The 15,017-nt window shown below is 57.1% G+C and carries 13 protein-coding genes; 9 read left to right on the forward strand and 4 right to left on the reverse strand.

All coding sequences use genetic code 11. The annotated features are described in order from the left end of the window. Nucleotides 1-4 precede the first annotated feature (4 nt). The 8 genes from infB to F3I47_RS10860 all read left to right on the forward strand — a co-directional run bounded on the left by infB (nucleotide 5) and on the right by F3I47_RS10860 (nucleotide 10,048). Nucleotides 5-2,698: a translation initiation factor IF-2 gene (gene infB / locus F3I47_RS10825; protein WP_009092409.1), complete on the forward strand. Its 2,694-nt coding sequence runs from the start codon at nucleotides 5-7 to the stop codon at nucleotides 2,696-2,698. A 65-nt stretch (nucleotides 2,699-2,763) separates the two neighbouring features. Continuing rightward, entirely contained in the window at nucleotides 2,764-3,171 is a 408-nt protein-coding gene (gene rbfA / locus F3I47_RS10830; protein ID WP_009092407.1) for a 30S ribosome-binding factor RbfA, read from the forward strand. After that, nucleotides 3,171-4,115 carry a tRNA pseudouridine(55) synthase TruB gene (truB, locus tag F3I47_RS10835; RefSeq protein ID WP_058957632.1) on the forward strand — a complete coding sequence of 315 codons (945 nt, stop codon included), beginning with the start codon at nucleotides 3,171-3,173 and terminating at the stop codon, nucleotides 4,113-4,115. Before rbfA ends, truB begins: the two co-directional genes overlap by 1 nt. Nucleotides 4,116-4,247: 132 nt before the next feature. Next, entirely contained in the window at nucleotides 4,248-4,517 is a 270-nt protein-coding gene (rpsO, locus tag F3I47_RS10840; protein ID WP_003851063.1) for a 30S ribosomal protein S15, read from the forward strand. Nucleotides 4,518-4,827: 310 nt separating this feature from the next. After that, the gene (pnp, locus tag F3I47_RS10845; RefSeq protein ID WP_150028714.1) at nucleotides 4,828-6,963 is read left to right on the forward strand and encodes a polyribonucleotide nucleotidyltransferase; all 2,136 of its coding nucleotides are present in this window, start codon (nucleotides 4,828-4,830) and stop codon (nucleotides 6,961-6,963) included. A 129-nt stretch (nucleotides 6,964-7,092) separates the two neighbouring features. After that, nucleotides 7,093-7,977: a lipoprotein NlpI gene (nlpI, locus tag F3I47_RS10850; RefSeq protein WP_009092404.1), complete on the forward strand. Its 885-nt coding sequence runs from the start codon at nucleotides 7,093-7,095 to the stop codon at nucleotides 7,975-7,977. 105 nt (nucleotides 7,978-8,082) lie between these two features. Then, a complete protein-coding gene (yrbN, locus tag F3I47_RS22715) occupies nucleotides 8,083-8,139 on the forward strand; it encodes a protein YrbN (protein WP_098053093.1) in 57 nt (18 codons plus the stop codon). A gap of 16 nt (nucleotides 8,140-8,155) precedes the next feature. Beyond that, complete coding sequence (locus F3I47_RS10860; protein WP_009092402.1) at nucleotides 8,156-10,048, forward strand: DEAD/DEAH family ATP-dependent RNA helicase; 1,893 nt, start codon at nucleotides 8,156-8,158, stop codon at nucleotides 10,046-10,048. Between the two features lie 55 nt (nucleotides 10,049-10,103). Here the strand turns inward: F3I47_RS10860 and F3I47_RS10865 are convergent, their stop codons facing one another. Beyond that, nucleotides 10,104-10,850, reverse strand: coding sequence for an SDR family NAD(P)-dependent oxidoreductase (locus F3I47_RS10865; protein WP_111207625.1), 747 nt, complete (start codon nucleotides 10,848-10,850; stop codon nucleotides 10,104-10,106). 173 nt (nucleotides 10,851-11,023) lie between these two features. On the opposite strand from F3I47_RS10865, the gene F3I47_RS10870 reads away from it, so the two are divergent. Then, nucleotides 11,024-11,944 carry an AraC family transcriptional regulator gene (locus F3I47_RS10870; RefSeq protein WP_185155355.1) on the forward strand — a complete coding sequence of 307 codons (921 nt, stop codon included), beginning with the start codon at nucleotides 11,024-11,026 and terminating at the stop codon, nucleotides 11,942-11,944. Here F3I47_RS10870 and F3I47_RS10875 read toward each other — a convergent pair whose 3' ends face one another. The 3 genes from F3I47_RS10875 to F3I47_RS10885 form a co-directional block, all read right to left on the reverse strand. After that, on the reverse strand, nucleotides 11,945-12,955 hold the full coding sequence (locus tag F3I47_RS10875) for a luciferase-like monooxygenase (RefSeq protein WP_058957629.1): 1,011 nt from the start codon (nucleotides 12,953-12,955) through the stop codon (nucleotides 11,945-11,947). It abuts the gene before it with no gap. Between the two features lie 115 nt (nucleotides 12,956-13,070). Continuing rightward, nucleotides 13,071-13,949 (reverse strand): U32 family peptidase, encoded by an 879-nt coding sequence (locus tag F3I47_RS10880; RefSeq protein ID WP_046101093.1) that lies wholly within the window; start codon nucleotides 13,947-13,949, stop codon nucleotides 13,071-13,073. 9 nt (nucleotides 13,950-13,958) lie between these two features. Further along, nucleotides 13,959-14,954, reverse strand: a complete 996-nt coding sequence (locus F3I47_RS10885) for a peptidase U32 family protein (RefSeq protein WP_150028712.1) — start codon at nucleotides 14,952-14,954, stop codon at nucleotides 13,959-13,961. Nucleotides 14,955-15,017 lie beyond the last annotated feature (63 nt).

Genomic DNA, 15,017 nt, shown 5'->3' on the forward strand with positions numbered 1-15,017 from the left:
CAGCATGACAGATGTAACCGTAAAATCGCTGGCCGCAGAAATTCAGACTCCGGTCGATCGCCTGGTACAGCAATTTGCTGATGCGGGGATCCCTAAGTCAGAAAATGACGCCGTGACCCAGCAAGAGAAAGAAACCTTACTATCTCATCTGAACCGTGAACACGGTCAGGTCGGTTCAGCTAAGCTGACGCTGCAGCGTAAAACGCGCAGCACCTTGAATATTCCTGGCACCGGGGGTAAAAGTAAATCGGTGCAAATTGAAGTCCGCAAAAAGCGTACCTATGTGAAGGGTGATGCAGAGGCTGAGCAAGCTCAGGCAGAAGCTGAAGCCGAGGCGCAGCGTGAAGCGGAAGAGCAGGCGCAACGCGAGGCTGAAGAGAAAGCCCGTCGCGAAGCTGAACAGAAAGCGCAACGTGAAGCCGAAGATAAAGCCAGGCGCGAAGCCGCTGAGAAGGCCAAACGTGCAGCAGCGGAAAATGACAAAGTGACAAATCAACCTACCGACGAAGTGACCAGGGCTGCGCAGTCTGACAAAGCCCGTCGCGAAGCTGAAGCAGCTGAACTGAAGCGTAAAGCGGAAGAAGAAGCTCGCCGTAAGCTCGAAGAGGCGGCCCGCCTCGTAGCCGAAGAAGCCCGCCGTCTGGCTGAAGAGAAATCAGCTGAGTGGGAAAAGCCGGAAGAAGAGGATAAAGGCGACTATCACGTCACCACTTCAACCCATGCCCGTCAGGCGGAAGATGAAAACGACCGTCAGGTAGAAGCTGGCCGTGCGCGTGCGCGTACCACGGCGAAAGCAACGCGTCCGGCGAAAAAAGGCAACAAACATTCCGAAGCGAAAACTGACCGCGAAGAAGCGCGTGCACAGGTTCGTGGCGGTAAAGGTGGCAAACATCGTAAACCAAGCGCACTGCAGCAGGGCTTCAACAAACCCGCTCAGGCCGTGAACCGCGATGTTGTGATTGGCGAAACCATCACCGTAGCCGAACTGGCGAACAAAATGGCGGTGAAAGGTTCTCTGGTCATTAAAGCGATGATGAAGATGGGCGCGATGGCGACCATTAACCAGGTCATCGACCAGGAAACCGCACAGCTCGTCGCAGAAGAGATGGGCCACAAAGTGACCCTGCGTCGTGAAAACGAGCTGGAAGAGGCGGTAATGGACGATCGTGACACCGATGCCGCGCAGGAAGCTCGCGCGCCGGTGGTTACCATCATGGGTCACGTTGACCACGGTAAAACCTCACTGCTGGACTATATCCGCTCGACCAAAATCGCCTCTGGCGAAGCGGGCGGCATTACGCAGCACATCGGTGCTTACCACGTTGAAACCGACAACGGTATGATCACCTTCCTGGACACCCCGGGCCACGCCGCGTTTACCGCGATGCGTGCACGTGGTGCGCAGGCGACCGATATCGTTATCCTGGTCGTTGCCGCAGACGATGGCGTGATGCCTCAGACCATCGAAGCTATTCAGCACGCCAAAGCGGCCAAAGTGCCGGTTGTGGTTGCGGTGAACAAGTGCGATAAGCCAGAAGCGGATCCGGATCGCGTTAAAAACGAACTGACCCAGTACGGAATCATTCCGGAAGAGTGGGGCGGCGAAAACATGTTCGTTAATGTCTCTGCGAAAGCGGGTACCGGCATTGATGACCTGCTTAACGCTATCCTGCTGCAGGCGGAAGTCCTGGAGCTGACGGCTATCCGTGCCGGCATGGCGAGCGGCGTGGTTATCGAATCGTTCCTCGACAAAGGTCGCGGTCCGGTTGCAACCGTGCTGGTTCGTGAAGGTACGCTGAACAAAGGCGACATCGTCCTGTGTGGCTTCGAATATGGCCGTGTTCGTGCAATGCGCGATGAACTGGGTCGTGAAGTCATGGAAGCGGGTCCGTCTATCCCGGTTGAGATTCTGGGCCTCTCCGGCGTGCCGGCTGCGGGTGATGAAGCGACTGTGGTTCGTGACGAGAAGAAAGCACGTGAAGTGGCGCTCTATCGTCAGGGCAAATTCCGCGAAGTTAAACTGGCTCGCCAGCAGAAATCTAAGCTTGAGAACATGTTTGCCAACATGACCGAAGGCGAAGTGTCTGAACTGAACATCGTTCTGAAAGCGGACGTTCAGGGTTCTGTGGAAGCGATCTCCGACTCCCTGCAGAAACTCTCTACCGACGAAGTGAAGGTGAAGATTGTCGGTTCAGGCGTGGGCGGGATCACCGAGACCGATGCGACCCTGGCGGCTGCCTCTAACGCCATCATCCTGGGCTTCAACGTGCGTGCCGATGCCTCTGCGCGTCGCGTCATTGACGCTGAAAGCCTGGATCTGCGCTACTACTCCGTCATCTATAACCTGATTGACGAAGTAAAAGCGGCGATGAGCGGCATGCTGGCACCAGAGTACAAACAGCAGATCATTGGTCTGGCTGCGGTCCGCGACGTGTTCAAATCACCGAAGTTTGGCGCGATTGCCGGTTGTATGGTGACGGAAGGTAACATCAAGCGTCACAACCCAATCCGTGTCCTGCGTGATAACGTGGTGATTTACGAAGGCGAGCTGGAATCCCTGCGTCGCTTTAAAGATGACGTTAACGAAGTGCGTAACGGCATGGAGTGCGGTATCGGCGTGAAGAACTACAACGACGTTCGCGTTGGCGATATGATCGAAGTGTTTGAAATCATCGAAATTAAACGCACCATCGAGTAATCGACTGCTGATGTGTTGCAATTTGGGAGGCCTCTGGCCTCCCGAATTATTTGGGAGAAATAATGATGGCGAAAGAATTTGGTCGCCCGCAGCGCGTATCACAAGAGCTGCAAAAAGAGATTGCGATGATCCTGCAGCGTGAGATCAAAGATCCGCGTCTGGGCATGATGGTCACCGTGTCAGGCGTTGAAGTGTCACGCGATCTCGCCTACGCAAAAGTGTTCGTCACTTTCCTGAATGACCAGGATGAGGACGCGGTGAAACAGGGTCTGAAAGCGCTGAAAGAAGCGTCAGGCTACATCCGCATTCTGCTGGGTAAAGCGATGCGTCTGCGTATCGTGCCGGAGCTGACGTTCTTCTACGACAACTCCCTGGTTGAAGGGATGCGCATGTCCAATCTCGTCACAAGCGTCGTGAAAAACGATGCCGAGCGCCGTGGCTCTGACGCCACCGGCGATGACGAGGAGGCGTAATGAGTCGTCCGCGTCGTCGCGGCCGCGACGTCCATGGCGTGTTGCTGCTGGATAAGCCTCAAGGCGTCTCGTCGAACGATGTCCTGCAGAAGGTGAAGCGTATCTTTAACGCTAACCGCGCAGGCCATACCGGCGCGCTTGACCCGCTGGCAACCGGCATGCTGCCGATCTGCCTGGGTGAAGCGACCAAGTTTTCACAGTATCTGCTGGATTCCGACAAGCGCTACCGCGTGATTGCGCGGCTGGGTGAGCGGACCGACACGTCAGATGCCGATGGCAACCTCGTTCAGACACGTCCGGTCACCTTCAGTCAGGCCGACCTCGACAGCGCGCTGGAGAGCTTCCGCGGTGAGACCCTGCAGGTGCCTTCAATGTTTTCGGCGCTGAAGCATCAGGGACGTCCCCTGTATGAATATGCGCGTCAGGGCATTGAGATTGCGCGTGAACCGCGTCCAATCACGGTCTACGAACTGCAGTTTATTCGCTGGCAGGATAACGAGCTGGAGCTGGAAATTCACTGCTCGAAAGGCACCTATATCCGCAGCATCATCGACGATCTCGGTGAGAAGCTGGGATGCGGAGCGCATGTCATCATGCTGCGTCGCGTTCAGGTTGCCCGTTATCCGTATGAAAGGATGGTGACGCTGGAACAGCTCAACACCCTGCTGGCGGAAGCGACAGAAGCCGGCATTCCTCTGGAAACGCAGCTCGATCCGCTGCTGTTGCCAATGGACAGTCCTGCGTCCGATTTCCCGGAAGTGAACATCCCGCCTGCAGTGGCTGCATTTTTCCGCCAGGGTCAGCCGGTTCAGGCCAGTCAGGCGCCCGCGCAGGGGCTGGTCAGGGTGTCCGAAGGTGAGGCGCGTAAGTTCATCGGGATGGCTGAAATTGCCGACGATGGCCGTCTGGCACCCCGTCGCTTAGTGGTGGAGTATCAGGATTAAGTCGCGCCTTCACTTTTCGCTGATGGGGCATTTGCGTTGCTATCGGGCGCAGAGTAGAATAGCGCGGCTTTAAAAGCGGGATGCTGAATTAGAGATCGGCACCCATACATTCATTTTATACCGGAGTTTATTATGTCTCTAAGCGTAGAAGCTAAAGCAGAGATCGTTGCTAAATATGGCCGTGGTGCTAACGACAGCGGTTCAACTGAAGTTCAGGTTGCCCTGCTGACCGCGCAGATCACCCATCTGCAGGGTCACTTCTCTGAGCACAAAAAAGACCACCACAGCCGTCGCGGTCTGCTGCGCATGGTATCTCAGCGTCGTAAGCTGCTGGACTACCTGAAGCGTAAAGACGTTGCGCGCTACAGCAGCCTGATCGAAAGCCTCGGTCTGCGTCGCTAAGTCTGAAAAATCGGGTCGTCAGGGCGTCATGCAGCGATTAACGCGGCGTGCAGCAGACGATCAGATTTGTGCGAGTTTCATGAAAAGGGGGCCTTTATGGCCCCTTTTTTTGAGCAATCGGCAGCAATCCGGGCCAAACTGATGTATTGTTGCTTAGTGTGATCTTTAGTTTGCAGAATTTCGCGCGGCTAATGAGAGGCTTTACCGCAGGGGCGGTCGAGGGTTGTCATTAGTCGCGAGGATGCAGCTGGAGATTGGTAATCAATGGCGGGCTACAGATAGCCTTGCCCCGAAGTTAAGGACTTTGATTTTGCTGAATCCGATCGTACGCAAATTCCAATATGGTCAACATACCGTCACGCTGGAAACCGGCATGATGGCGCGCCAGGCGACTGCTGCTGTTATGGTGAGCATGGACGATACCGCGGTGTTCGTCACTGTCGTCGGCCAGAAAAAAACTAAACCCGGTCAGGACTTCTTCCCACTGACCGTGAACTATCAGGAGCGTACCTACGCTGCTGGTCGTATCCCAGGCAGCTTCTTCCGTCGTGAAGGCCGCCCAAGCGAAGGCGAAACGCTGATTGCGCGTCTGATTGACCGCCCGATTCGTCCGCTGTTCCCGGAAGGTTTCGTTAACGAAGTTCAGGTCATTGCGACCGTGGTTTCTGTAAACCCACAGGTTCATCCTGACATCGTTGCTATGATCGGTGCTTCTGCCGCGCTGTCACTCTCGGGTCTGCCGTTCAATGGCCCAATCGGTTCTGCGCGTGTTGGTTACATCAACGATCAATACGTTCTGAACCCGACAGCGGATGAGCTGAAACAGTCTCGTCTGGACCTGGTGGTTGCCGGTACGCAGAATGCCGTTCTGATGGTGGAATCTGAAGCTGAGATCCTGTCAGAAGAGCAGATGCTGGGCGCCGTGGTCTTTGGCCACGATCAGCAGCAGGTGATTATCGAAAACATCAACGCGCTGGTTGCTGAAGCGGGCAAACCACGCTGGGACTGGCAGCCAGAAGCCGCCAACACCCCACTGATTTCACGCGTTGCTGCACTGGCAGAAGCGCGCATCAGCGATGCTTACCGCATCACCGACAAGCAGGAGCGTTACACGCAGGTTGGCGTCATCAAAGACGAAACCATTGCTGCGCTGCTGGCTGAAGATGAGACGCTGGATAGCGCTGAAATCAGCGACATCGTCCATAGCCTGGAAAAGAATGTTGTTCGTACCCGTATCCTGAACGGCGAGCCGCGTATCGATGGCCGCGAAAAGGATATGATCCGTGGTCTGGACGTGCGTACTGGCGTGCTGCCACGTACTCACGGTTCATCCCTGTTCACCCGTGGTGAGACGCAGGCGCTGGTAACAGCAACGCTGGGTACCACCCGCGATGCGCAGAACCTGGATGAGCTGATGGGCGAGCGCACTGACAGCTTCCTGTTCCACTACAACTTCCCTCCGTACTCTGTCGGTGAAACCGGCATGGTCGGTTCGCCGAAGCGTCGTGAAATTGGTCACGGTCGTCTGGCGAAACGCGGTGTGTTAGCAGTTATGCCAAAAGCGGAAGATTTTCCTTACACCGTGCGTGTGGTGTCTGAAATCACCGAATCTAACGGCTCCTCTTCAATGGCCTCTGTCTGCGGTGCCTCACTGGCGCTGATGGATGCGGGTGTGCCAATCAAAGCCGCTGTTGCAGGTATTGCAATGGGTCTGGTGAAAGAAGATGAGAAGTTTGTTGTTCTGTCTGACATCCTGGGCGACGAAGATCACCTGGGCGACATGGACTTCAAAGTGGCCGGTAGCCGTGAAGGTATCACCGCGCTGCAGATGGACATCAAAATCGAAGGCATCACGCGTGAAATCATGCAGGAAGCGCTGAACCAGGCTAAGGGTGCGCGTCTGCACATCCTGGGCGTTATGGAACAGGCTATCAGCACGCCACGTACTGAGATTTCTGAATTCGCACCGCGCATTTACACCATCAAGATCAGCTCTGACAAGATCAAAGATGTGATTGGTAAAGGCGGCTCAGTGATCCGTGCACTGACCGAAGAGACTGGCACAACGATCGAAATCGAAGATGACGGCACCGTGAAAATCGCTGCGACCGATGGTCTGAAAGCGAAAGAAGCGATCCGTCGTATCGAAGAGATTACCGCAGAGATCGAAGTGGGCCGCATTTACAGTGGTAAAGTGACCCGTATCGTTGACTTCGGTGCCTTCGTCGCCATCGGCGGTGGTAAAGAAGGTCTGGTTCACATTTCGCAAATCGCCGATAAGCGCGTTGAGAAAGTGACTGACTATCTGCAGATGGGTCAGGAAGTGCCGGTGAAGGTGATGGAAGTTGATCGCCAGGGCCGCGTACGTCTGAGCATCAAAGAAGCGACAGAATCTAAGCCGCAGGCTGAAGAAGCTGCAGCGGTGACCACACCTGCCGCTGAATAAGTCGTTGCTGATTTGCCCCTCTTTGCCTGGCAGAGAGGGGCGTTTGTGTCATCGCGAGGGCGGGAATCCTTGTGCACAGCAGGCGGATGACAGGATGGTTATCCCAATGTTTGTATTCGGGAGTGGGAAATGAAGCCTTTTCTGCGCTGGTGTTTTGTTGCGACAGCTTTAACGCTGGCAGGATGCAGCAACTCCAATTGGCGTAAGAACGAAGTTCTTGCAGTGCCGTTACAGCCCACACTGCAGCAGGAAGTGATACTGGCGCGCATGGAACAAATACTTGCCAGTCGCGCTCTCACCGATGATGAACGCGCACAGCTGTTATATGAGCGCGGAGTGTTGTATGATAGTTTAGGTCTGCGGGCATTAGCGCGGAACGATTTTTCGCAAGCGCTGTCTATAAGACCAGATATGCCCGAAGTGTTTAACTACTTAGGCATATATTTAACGCAGGCGGGCAACTTTGATGCCGCCTATGAAGCGTTCGATTCTGTACTTGAGCTTGATCCAACTTACAACTATGCGCATTTAAACCGTGGTATCGCCCTCTATTACGGCGGTCGATACAAGTTAGCGCAAGATGATCTGCTGGCGTTTTATCAAGACGATCCTAACGATCCTTTCCGCAGTCTGTGGCTCTATCTGGCTGAACGTGAGATGGATGCCGACAAGGCAAAAGTCGCGCTTCAACAGCGTCATGACAAAGCGGTCAGAGACCAATGGGGATGGAATATTGTCGAGTTCTACCTTGGAGATATCAACGAGAAAACGTTGATGGAAAGTCTCAAGGCGGACGCAACGGATAACACCTCGCTCGCTGAACATCTCAGTGAAACCAACTTCTATTTAGGTAAGTACTACCTAAGTCTGGGGGAGAAGGACGACGCGAAAGCGTTGTTCAAACTGGCGGTAGCCAACAACGTCAATAACTTTGTTGAACACCGATACGCATTGTTGGAACTGGCGCAACTCGGCCAGGCACAAGACGATTTATCAGAATCTGACCAGCAATAGCTGACGAACTAAATTTGCCCGTAACACCTGTAAAGTCATCATCTTCAGGGATGAGGGCTTTTCTGTTCGTCAAAACTTCTAATTTGAGCCGGTTCACACTTTTTGATGAAAATGACTGAAAGTTTTCACGACGAGTTATGTAGACTGGCCGCCGCAATCTAAGAGGCACGTGTACTACATGACTGATATTCAAACCACTTTTGCTGACCTTGGCCTGAACGCCGACATCCTTGAATCACTGAATGGCATGGGCTACGTAAAGCCTTCCCCAATCCAGGCTGAGTGTATTCCTCACCTGCTGGCGGGCCGTGACGTGTTAGGTATGGCGCAGACCGGGAGTGGTAAAACTGCGGCGTTCTCTCTGCCGCTGTTAAACAACATTGACCCTTCTGTAAAAGCACCTCAGATCCTGGTGCTGGCACCGACCCGCGAACTGGCGGTTCAGGTTGCTGAAGCTGTCACCGAATTCTCTAAACACATGCGTGGCCTGAACGTGGTTGCCCTGTACGGCGGCCAGCGTTATGACGTGCAGCTGCGTGCACTGCGTCAGGGACCACAGGTTGTTGTGGGTACGCCTGGCCGTCTGCTGGACCACCTGAAACGCGGCACGTTAGACCTTTCTAACCTGCGCGGCTTGGTGCTGGACGAAGCGGACGAAATGCTGCGTATGGGCTTCATCGAAGACGTTGAAACCATCATGGCGCAGATCCCGGAAGGTCATCAGACCGCTCTGTTCTCTGCCACCATGCCAGAAGCGATTCGTCGCATCACGAAACGCTTCATGAAAGATCCACAGGAAGTGCGTATTCAGTCAAGCCTGACCACGCGTCCTGACATCAGCCAGAGCTACTGGACCGCTTACGGTCGTAAAACTGACGCACTGGTTCGCTTCCTGGAAGCGGAAGATTTTGATGCGGCGATTATCTTCGTACGTACCAAAAACGCGACCCTGGAAGTTGCAGAAGCGCTGGAGCGCAGTGGCTACAACAGCGCCGCGCTGAACGGTGACATGAACCAGGCACTGCGTGAGCAGACGCTGGAGCGCCTGAAAGATGGTCGTCTCGACATCCTGATTGCGACTGACGTTGCGGCCCGTGGCCTGGACGTTGAGCGTATCAGCCTGGTTGTTAACTACGACATCCCGATGGATGCAGAATCTTACGTTCACCGTATCGGCCGTACCGGTCGTGCCGGTCGTGCTGGCCGCGCGCTGCTGTTCGTTGAGAACCGCGAGCGTCGTCTGCTGCGCAACATCGAACGTACGATGAAGCTGACTATTCCGGAAGTTGAACTGCCAAACGCAGAACTGCTGGGTCAGCGTCGTCTGGCGAAGTTTGCCGCGAAAGTTCAGCAGCAGCTGGAAAGCAGCGATCTGGATCAGTACCGTGCTCTGCTGACTAAAATGCAGCCAGAAGACGAACTGGATCTGGAAACGCTGGCCGCGGCACTGCTGAAGATGGCACAGGGCGAACGTCCTCTGATTCTGCCACCGGAAGCGCCACGTCCGCCACGTCGTGAATACCGCGATCGTGACGATCGTGATGGCCGTCGTGACAGCCGCGAAGCGCGTGGTCCACGTGACAGCCGCGATGGCGACCGTCCACGTCGCGAACGTCGTGACGTTGGCGAGATGCAGCTCTACCGCATCGAAGTGGGTCGCGATGATGGTGTTGAAGTTCGTCATATCGTTGGCGCGATCGCTAACGAAGGCGACATCAGCAGCCGTTACATCGGTAACATCAAGCTGTTCGGTAACCACTCGACTATCGAGCTGCCGAAAGGCATGCCAGGCGATGTGCTGCAGCACTTCACCCGTACACGTATTCTGAACAAGCCGATGAATATGCAGTTACTGGGTGATGCTCAGCCAAACGAAGGTCGTGGTGACCGTCGTCCGGCCGGTGGCGATCGTCGTAATGGCCCAGGCGCTGGCAACCGTGAAGGTGGTCGTCGTTTCTCTTCTGAGCGCCGTGACGGTGGTCGTGAAGGCGGTCGCAGCTTTAACCGCGAAGGCGGCCGTGGTCCACGTCGTGAAGATGGCGCAGCCGCACCACGTCGTCGTGACGCATAACGACTTCATGTCGTAACAAAAAGGGAAGCCACTGGCTTCCCTTTTTTTATGCCGATCAGGCTCCGCCGCTGATGATGACGCGCTCGCCGCTGACCCAGGCGGACTCCTCCGAGGCCAGAAACAGCGCCACCTGTGCCACATCTTCCGGCAGACCAAAGCGCCCCAGCGGCGTGGCGGCCAGCAGTTGCGCTTTAAGCTGCGGGCTCATCCTCTTCGCCGCCAGCAATCCCTCTGTCAGAATCATTCCCGGTGCCAGGGCGTTAACCCGAATGTTTCTGGCACCCAGTTCGCGCGCCAGCCCCTGTGTCAGGGTATCCACCGCGCCCTTGGTCGCCGCCCAGAGCACGGAACCCGGCGTGCTGTTCTGGCTGCTCAGGGCGCTGAGGTTGATAAGGGTGCCGCCATGGGCAGGAAAGTGATGAATCGCCTGCTGACAGACTAGCAGCGTGCCAAGCAGGTTAACGTTGATCTGCTGCTGCATCTCCTCCTGGGTCAGCGCCTCAAAAGCGCCGTGATGAAAGCGGCCCGCGTTATTCACCACAATATCTGGCGCGCCGAAACAGGCGACGGTGGTTGCAAACAGCCGTTCCACGTCCTGCTGCACAGAGATATCCGCCTGCACCGCCACCGCGTCACTGCCCAGGGCAAGAATGTCGCTGACCACGTCAGCCGCACCCACCTCGTCCTGTTGATAATTGACGATTACCCGTGCGCCTGCCGTCGCAAAGGCGATGGCGATAGCAGCACCAATGCCTTTTGATGCTCCCGTTACCAGCGCGATTTTATTCTGTAGTGCCTTCATTATCCTGATCTCCGCCGTAATGATTGCGTTGACAGACTATGCGCGCCGGTGACCCATCCGGGTAGCGCAATCCTGCAAGCTTTTTGCCCGATCCTGCAAAAGTGTCGCTGCGACACAGGCATGGCGCACCGGCTCAGGTAATATCGGCTGAGATGATGAAGGGAGATGACCCGGTGACAGAGAATGATACGTGGCAGGCGCTGGCCCGGTTGATTGCGCGGCATGCGCCGGAGGATGGACGGCACGCGAGTGCCATTGACTACCTGTTCTTTGGGCGCAGCTCTGCACCAACGAAGCCCGTGCACTTTGCCCAATGGGCCAGTTTCGCGCTGGTCGCACAGGGCAGCAAGGCGCTGCACATCGGTGATGAGGTGCTGCATTATGGCCCGGGCGATCTGCTGCTGGTGACGCTGGATATGCCGGTGCGCGCCTGCGTCACGGTCGCCACGCCGGAAAAGCCTAATCTGGGGATTGGTATCGCCATCAATGAATCCCGGCTGATGCGCTACCTCGACCAGTTTCCCCCGACGCTGTCACCCGCCACGGCCCGCAACGAACGCGGCATCACCGTGCATAAGATGTCGCCGTGGCTGGTGGAGGCGGTAACGCGGCTGGTGCGGCTGCTTGACCATCCTGAGGATATCCCGGCGCTCGCCCCGCTGATCGAGCAGGAGATTTTCTACCGGCTGCTGACCGGACCGGAAGGGTCGCGCATTCTGAATATGGCGCTGGCTGAGCGGCCGGGTAACCGGGTGGCGCAGGCGGCCCGCTGGCTGCGGGAGAATTTTCATCAGCCGCTGAAGATTGACCAGCTCGCCAGCAGTGTCGGCATGAGCATCTCTTCGCTGCATCATCACTTCAAAGCGGTCACGGCAATGACGCCGATGCAGTATCAGAAACAGCTGCGGCTGAATGAGGCGCGACGGCTGATGATGGTGGAAAAGCTGGATGCCGGGACGGCAGGCTATCGGGTAGGGTATCAGAGTGCGTCACAGTTCAGCCGGGAGTATCGCCGCCTTTACGGGCAATCCCCGGCCAGGGACAGTCGTCAGCTGGCGGTGAGCGCGGAAACTGCGCCCCCACCGCAGAACTGACTACAGGCTTTTGGCGGCCTCCATCGCAATGGCGAAGGAGCGCAGGCGCGCCGCGGAGTCAAAAATCTGGCCGTTGACCATGATCTCATCCGCCTGAGTTTCACGCATCAGTGACGCCAGCCCGTGACGCACCTTATCTCCATCGCCGACCAGCGACATGCTGAGCGCCTGCTGAACCCCATACTGCTCTGACGGAGACCAGAGGTTATCCATGTTCTCAACCGGCGCCGGTAACGGGCCCGGTTTGCCGCGGCGCAGGTTAATAAATTGCTGCTGCTGCGAGGTAAACAGGAAGCGTGCCTCACGCTCGCTGTCAGCGGCGACCACGTTGATGCAGACCATGGCATACGGCTTGTCGAGTCGCGCCGAGGGCTGGAAGTTTTCGCGGTAGACGTGCAGCGCCTGGAACAGCTGATCCGGCGCAAAATGTGAGGCGAAGGCAAATGGCAGACCCATCCGGGCTGACAGTTGTGCACTGTAGAGGCTGGAGCCGAGCAGCCAGACCGGGATCTTCAGGCCGAGGCCCGGCACCGGTTGTACCGGCGGCTGTGCATCCGCTTCCGCATCAAACCAGTTAATCAGTTCAGCCACATCTTCAGGAAAGGTGTCGGCGTGCATGCTGGCCTGATGACGACGCAGCGCCATCATCGTACGCTGGTCAGAGCCGGGCGCACGACCCAGGCCGAGATCGATACGGCCGGGATAGAGAGAAGCCAGTGTGCCAAACTGCTCGGCAATCACCAGCGGCGCATGGTTAGGCAGCATAATGCCGCCCGATCCCAGCTGCAGCGTCTCGGTATTGGCCGCCAGATAGCCGATCAGCACCGACGTCGCAGCACTGGCAATCCCCGTCATGTTGTGATGTTCAGCCAGCCAGTAGCGTTGGTAGCCCAGTTTTTCAGCCTGACGCGCCAGCGCCAGCGAATTGTGGAACGCATCCCGCGCGGTCGCACCCTGAGGGATCGGCGCGAGATCCAGCACGGACAGGCGAAGAGGTTTTTTATCAGACATGACTACTCCCGTTGTATGGCGCAGGCATTAAAGTCTGCATCATTTAGTATTACGCATCATTCCTTATATTAAAACTGCTAACCTCAGCAGGAATATAGCCGGTATGTGCTTTTACTCAGGATGCCAGCGTCATACCCGCCAGTTTGCGCCAGTAACCATTGCAATCGCAGCCTTTCGCGACCATTAACGGAGCCTGACCATTCTCATTGGCCCGGAAACGATCTATCTCTGCCAGCGTGGTGCTGTCCTGCGGAGAGAGCCGGACGCAGTCGACCCACTCCCGCATCCCCGCCAGATCGTTCCCCAGGTTGTAACAGTAGCCGCTCATGGTCTGAATGCCGTTGAGCACGAACACCGGCTGCCCCTCCTGCGAGCTGACGCGGCGGCCTGTCGGATAGTTGATGCAGCAGGTTTCGCAATCATCCTTCGCGCGGTTTTCCGAGCGGGCGGTAAAGCAGCGCGCCGAGAGCGCCAGCGGCAGATGACCGTAGCCCATCACCTCCACCTCAAACTGCTGCCGGATACCGCGCGTTTCGCACTGTTCCAGCAGCTGCAGCAGCCAGTCGCGTGACATCTCGACCGGCATACACCAGCGCGTCATCCCCTCCCTGACCAGCAGTTGCAGGGTGTCAGCGTTGTAGACGTTCAGCGTCGGGCCTGCCACAAAGGGCAGGTGGCGCTCAGCGGCCATGTTAACCGTGCCGATATCATTCGCTTCAATCAGGAACTCGCCGTTTTCGACATAACGCTGCAGCTCTTTCAGTTCAGAGGGGGACTGCAGCAGCGCCAGGGTGCTCAGCACGACCTGTTTGCCGCTGGCCGCGACGTCACGGGCCATCTCCATCCAGCGGCCATAAGGCGTCGCGCGGCGTTTACTGCACACCGCTTCGCCGAGGTAAATAATCTCCGCGCTACTGCGGGCAGCCTGCTGGTAAAACTCCTCCAGCGTGGGGGTTGGCCAGTACCAGAGCACCGGCCCGACGGCATATTGCATCATGACTCCTTATTGCCATTCACGGTGATAAGCACCCAGCGTGGTTTGCGTGCCTTCAGAGAGATCCCCCAGCGTCTGCATCCACCGGGGCGCCACCTCAAACTGTTCCGGCTGGGCCTGACAGCGGTCGATCGCCTGACGCCAGACGCGCGCGACATCAGCAACATAGGCGGGGCTGCGCTGGCGACCCTCGATCTTGACCGAGGCGACCCCGGCCCGCAGCAGCTCCGGCAGCAACTCCAGCGTGTTCAGGCTGGTGGGCTCTTCCAGCACGTGATAACGCTGGCCGCTGACCTCGTAGCGTCCTTTGCACAGGGTCGGGTACCCCGCGCTTTCGTCCGCCGCGTAGCGATCGATCAGCACTTCGTTCAGGCGGAATTCCATACCCTGCGGCGTCTGCTGCCAGCGCACAAATTTCGCCGGAGAACAGGCACCGGCGCTGTTAGGCGACTCACCGGTCAGCCACGAGGAGAGGTAGCAGCGGCCTTCCGCCATAATGCACAGGCTGCCAAACGCGAACACCTCCAGCGGCACCGGCGTGCTGCGCGCCAGCTGCTTTACCTGATGCAGAGAGAGCACCCGCGGCAGCACCACACGCTGCAGGTTAAAGTGGCGATGATAAAAGCGAATCGCCTCCAGATTGGTGGCTGACGCCTGCACGGAGAGATGGCGCTCCACCTGGGGATAGTGCGTCGCCGCATACTCCAGCGTGGCGATATCGGCGAGGATCAGCGCGTCGGCCCCGTTCTGCGCCGCCACATCAATAGCCCGCTGCCAGCGTCCCATGCCGTCCGGATGGGCGAAGGTATTGATTGCCACATGCAGTTTGCGGCGATGCTGATGCAGATAGCGAGCCGCTTCGGCCAGCTTTTTGTCGGTGAAGTTCAGGCCCGCGAAGTGGCGGGCGTTGGTGTCATCTTTCAGCCCCACATAGACCGCATCCGCGCCATTCTCGACGGCGGTGCGCACTGCGGGCAGGTTGCCTGCCGGGCAGAGCAGTTCCATAGGTGTTCCTCTCAACATGCAGATGGGCGTCGAGTCTAGGCATCTGCGCCGGGAGGCGTATTG

The organism is Pantoea sp. M_10 (genome assembly GCF_008631515.1).
Lineage (GTDB): Bacteria > Pseudomonadota > Gammaproteobacteria > Enterobacterales > Enterobacteriaceae > Pantoea > Pantoea anthophila.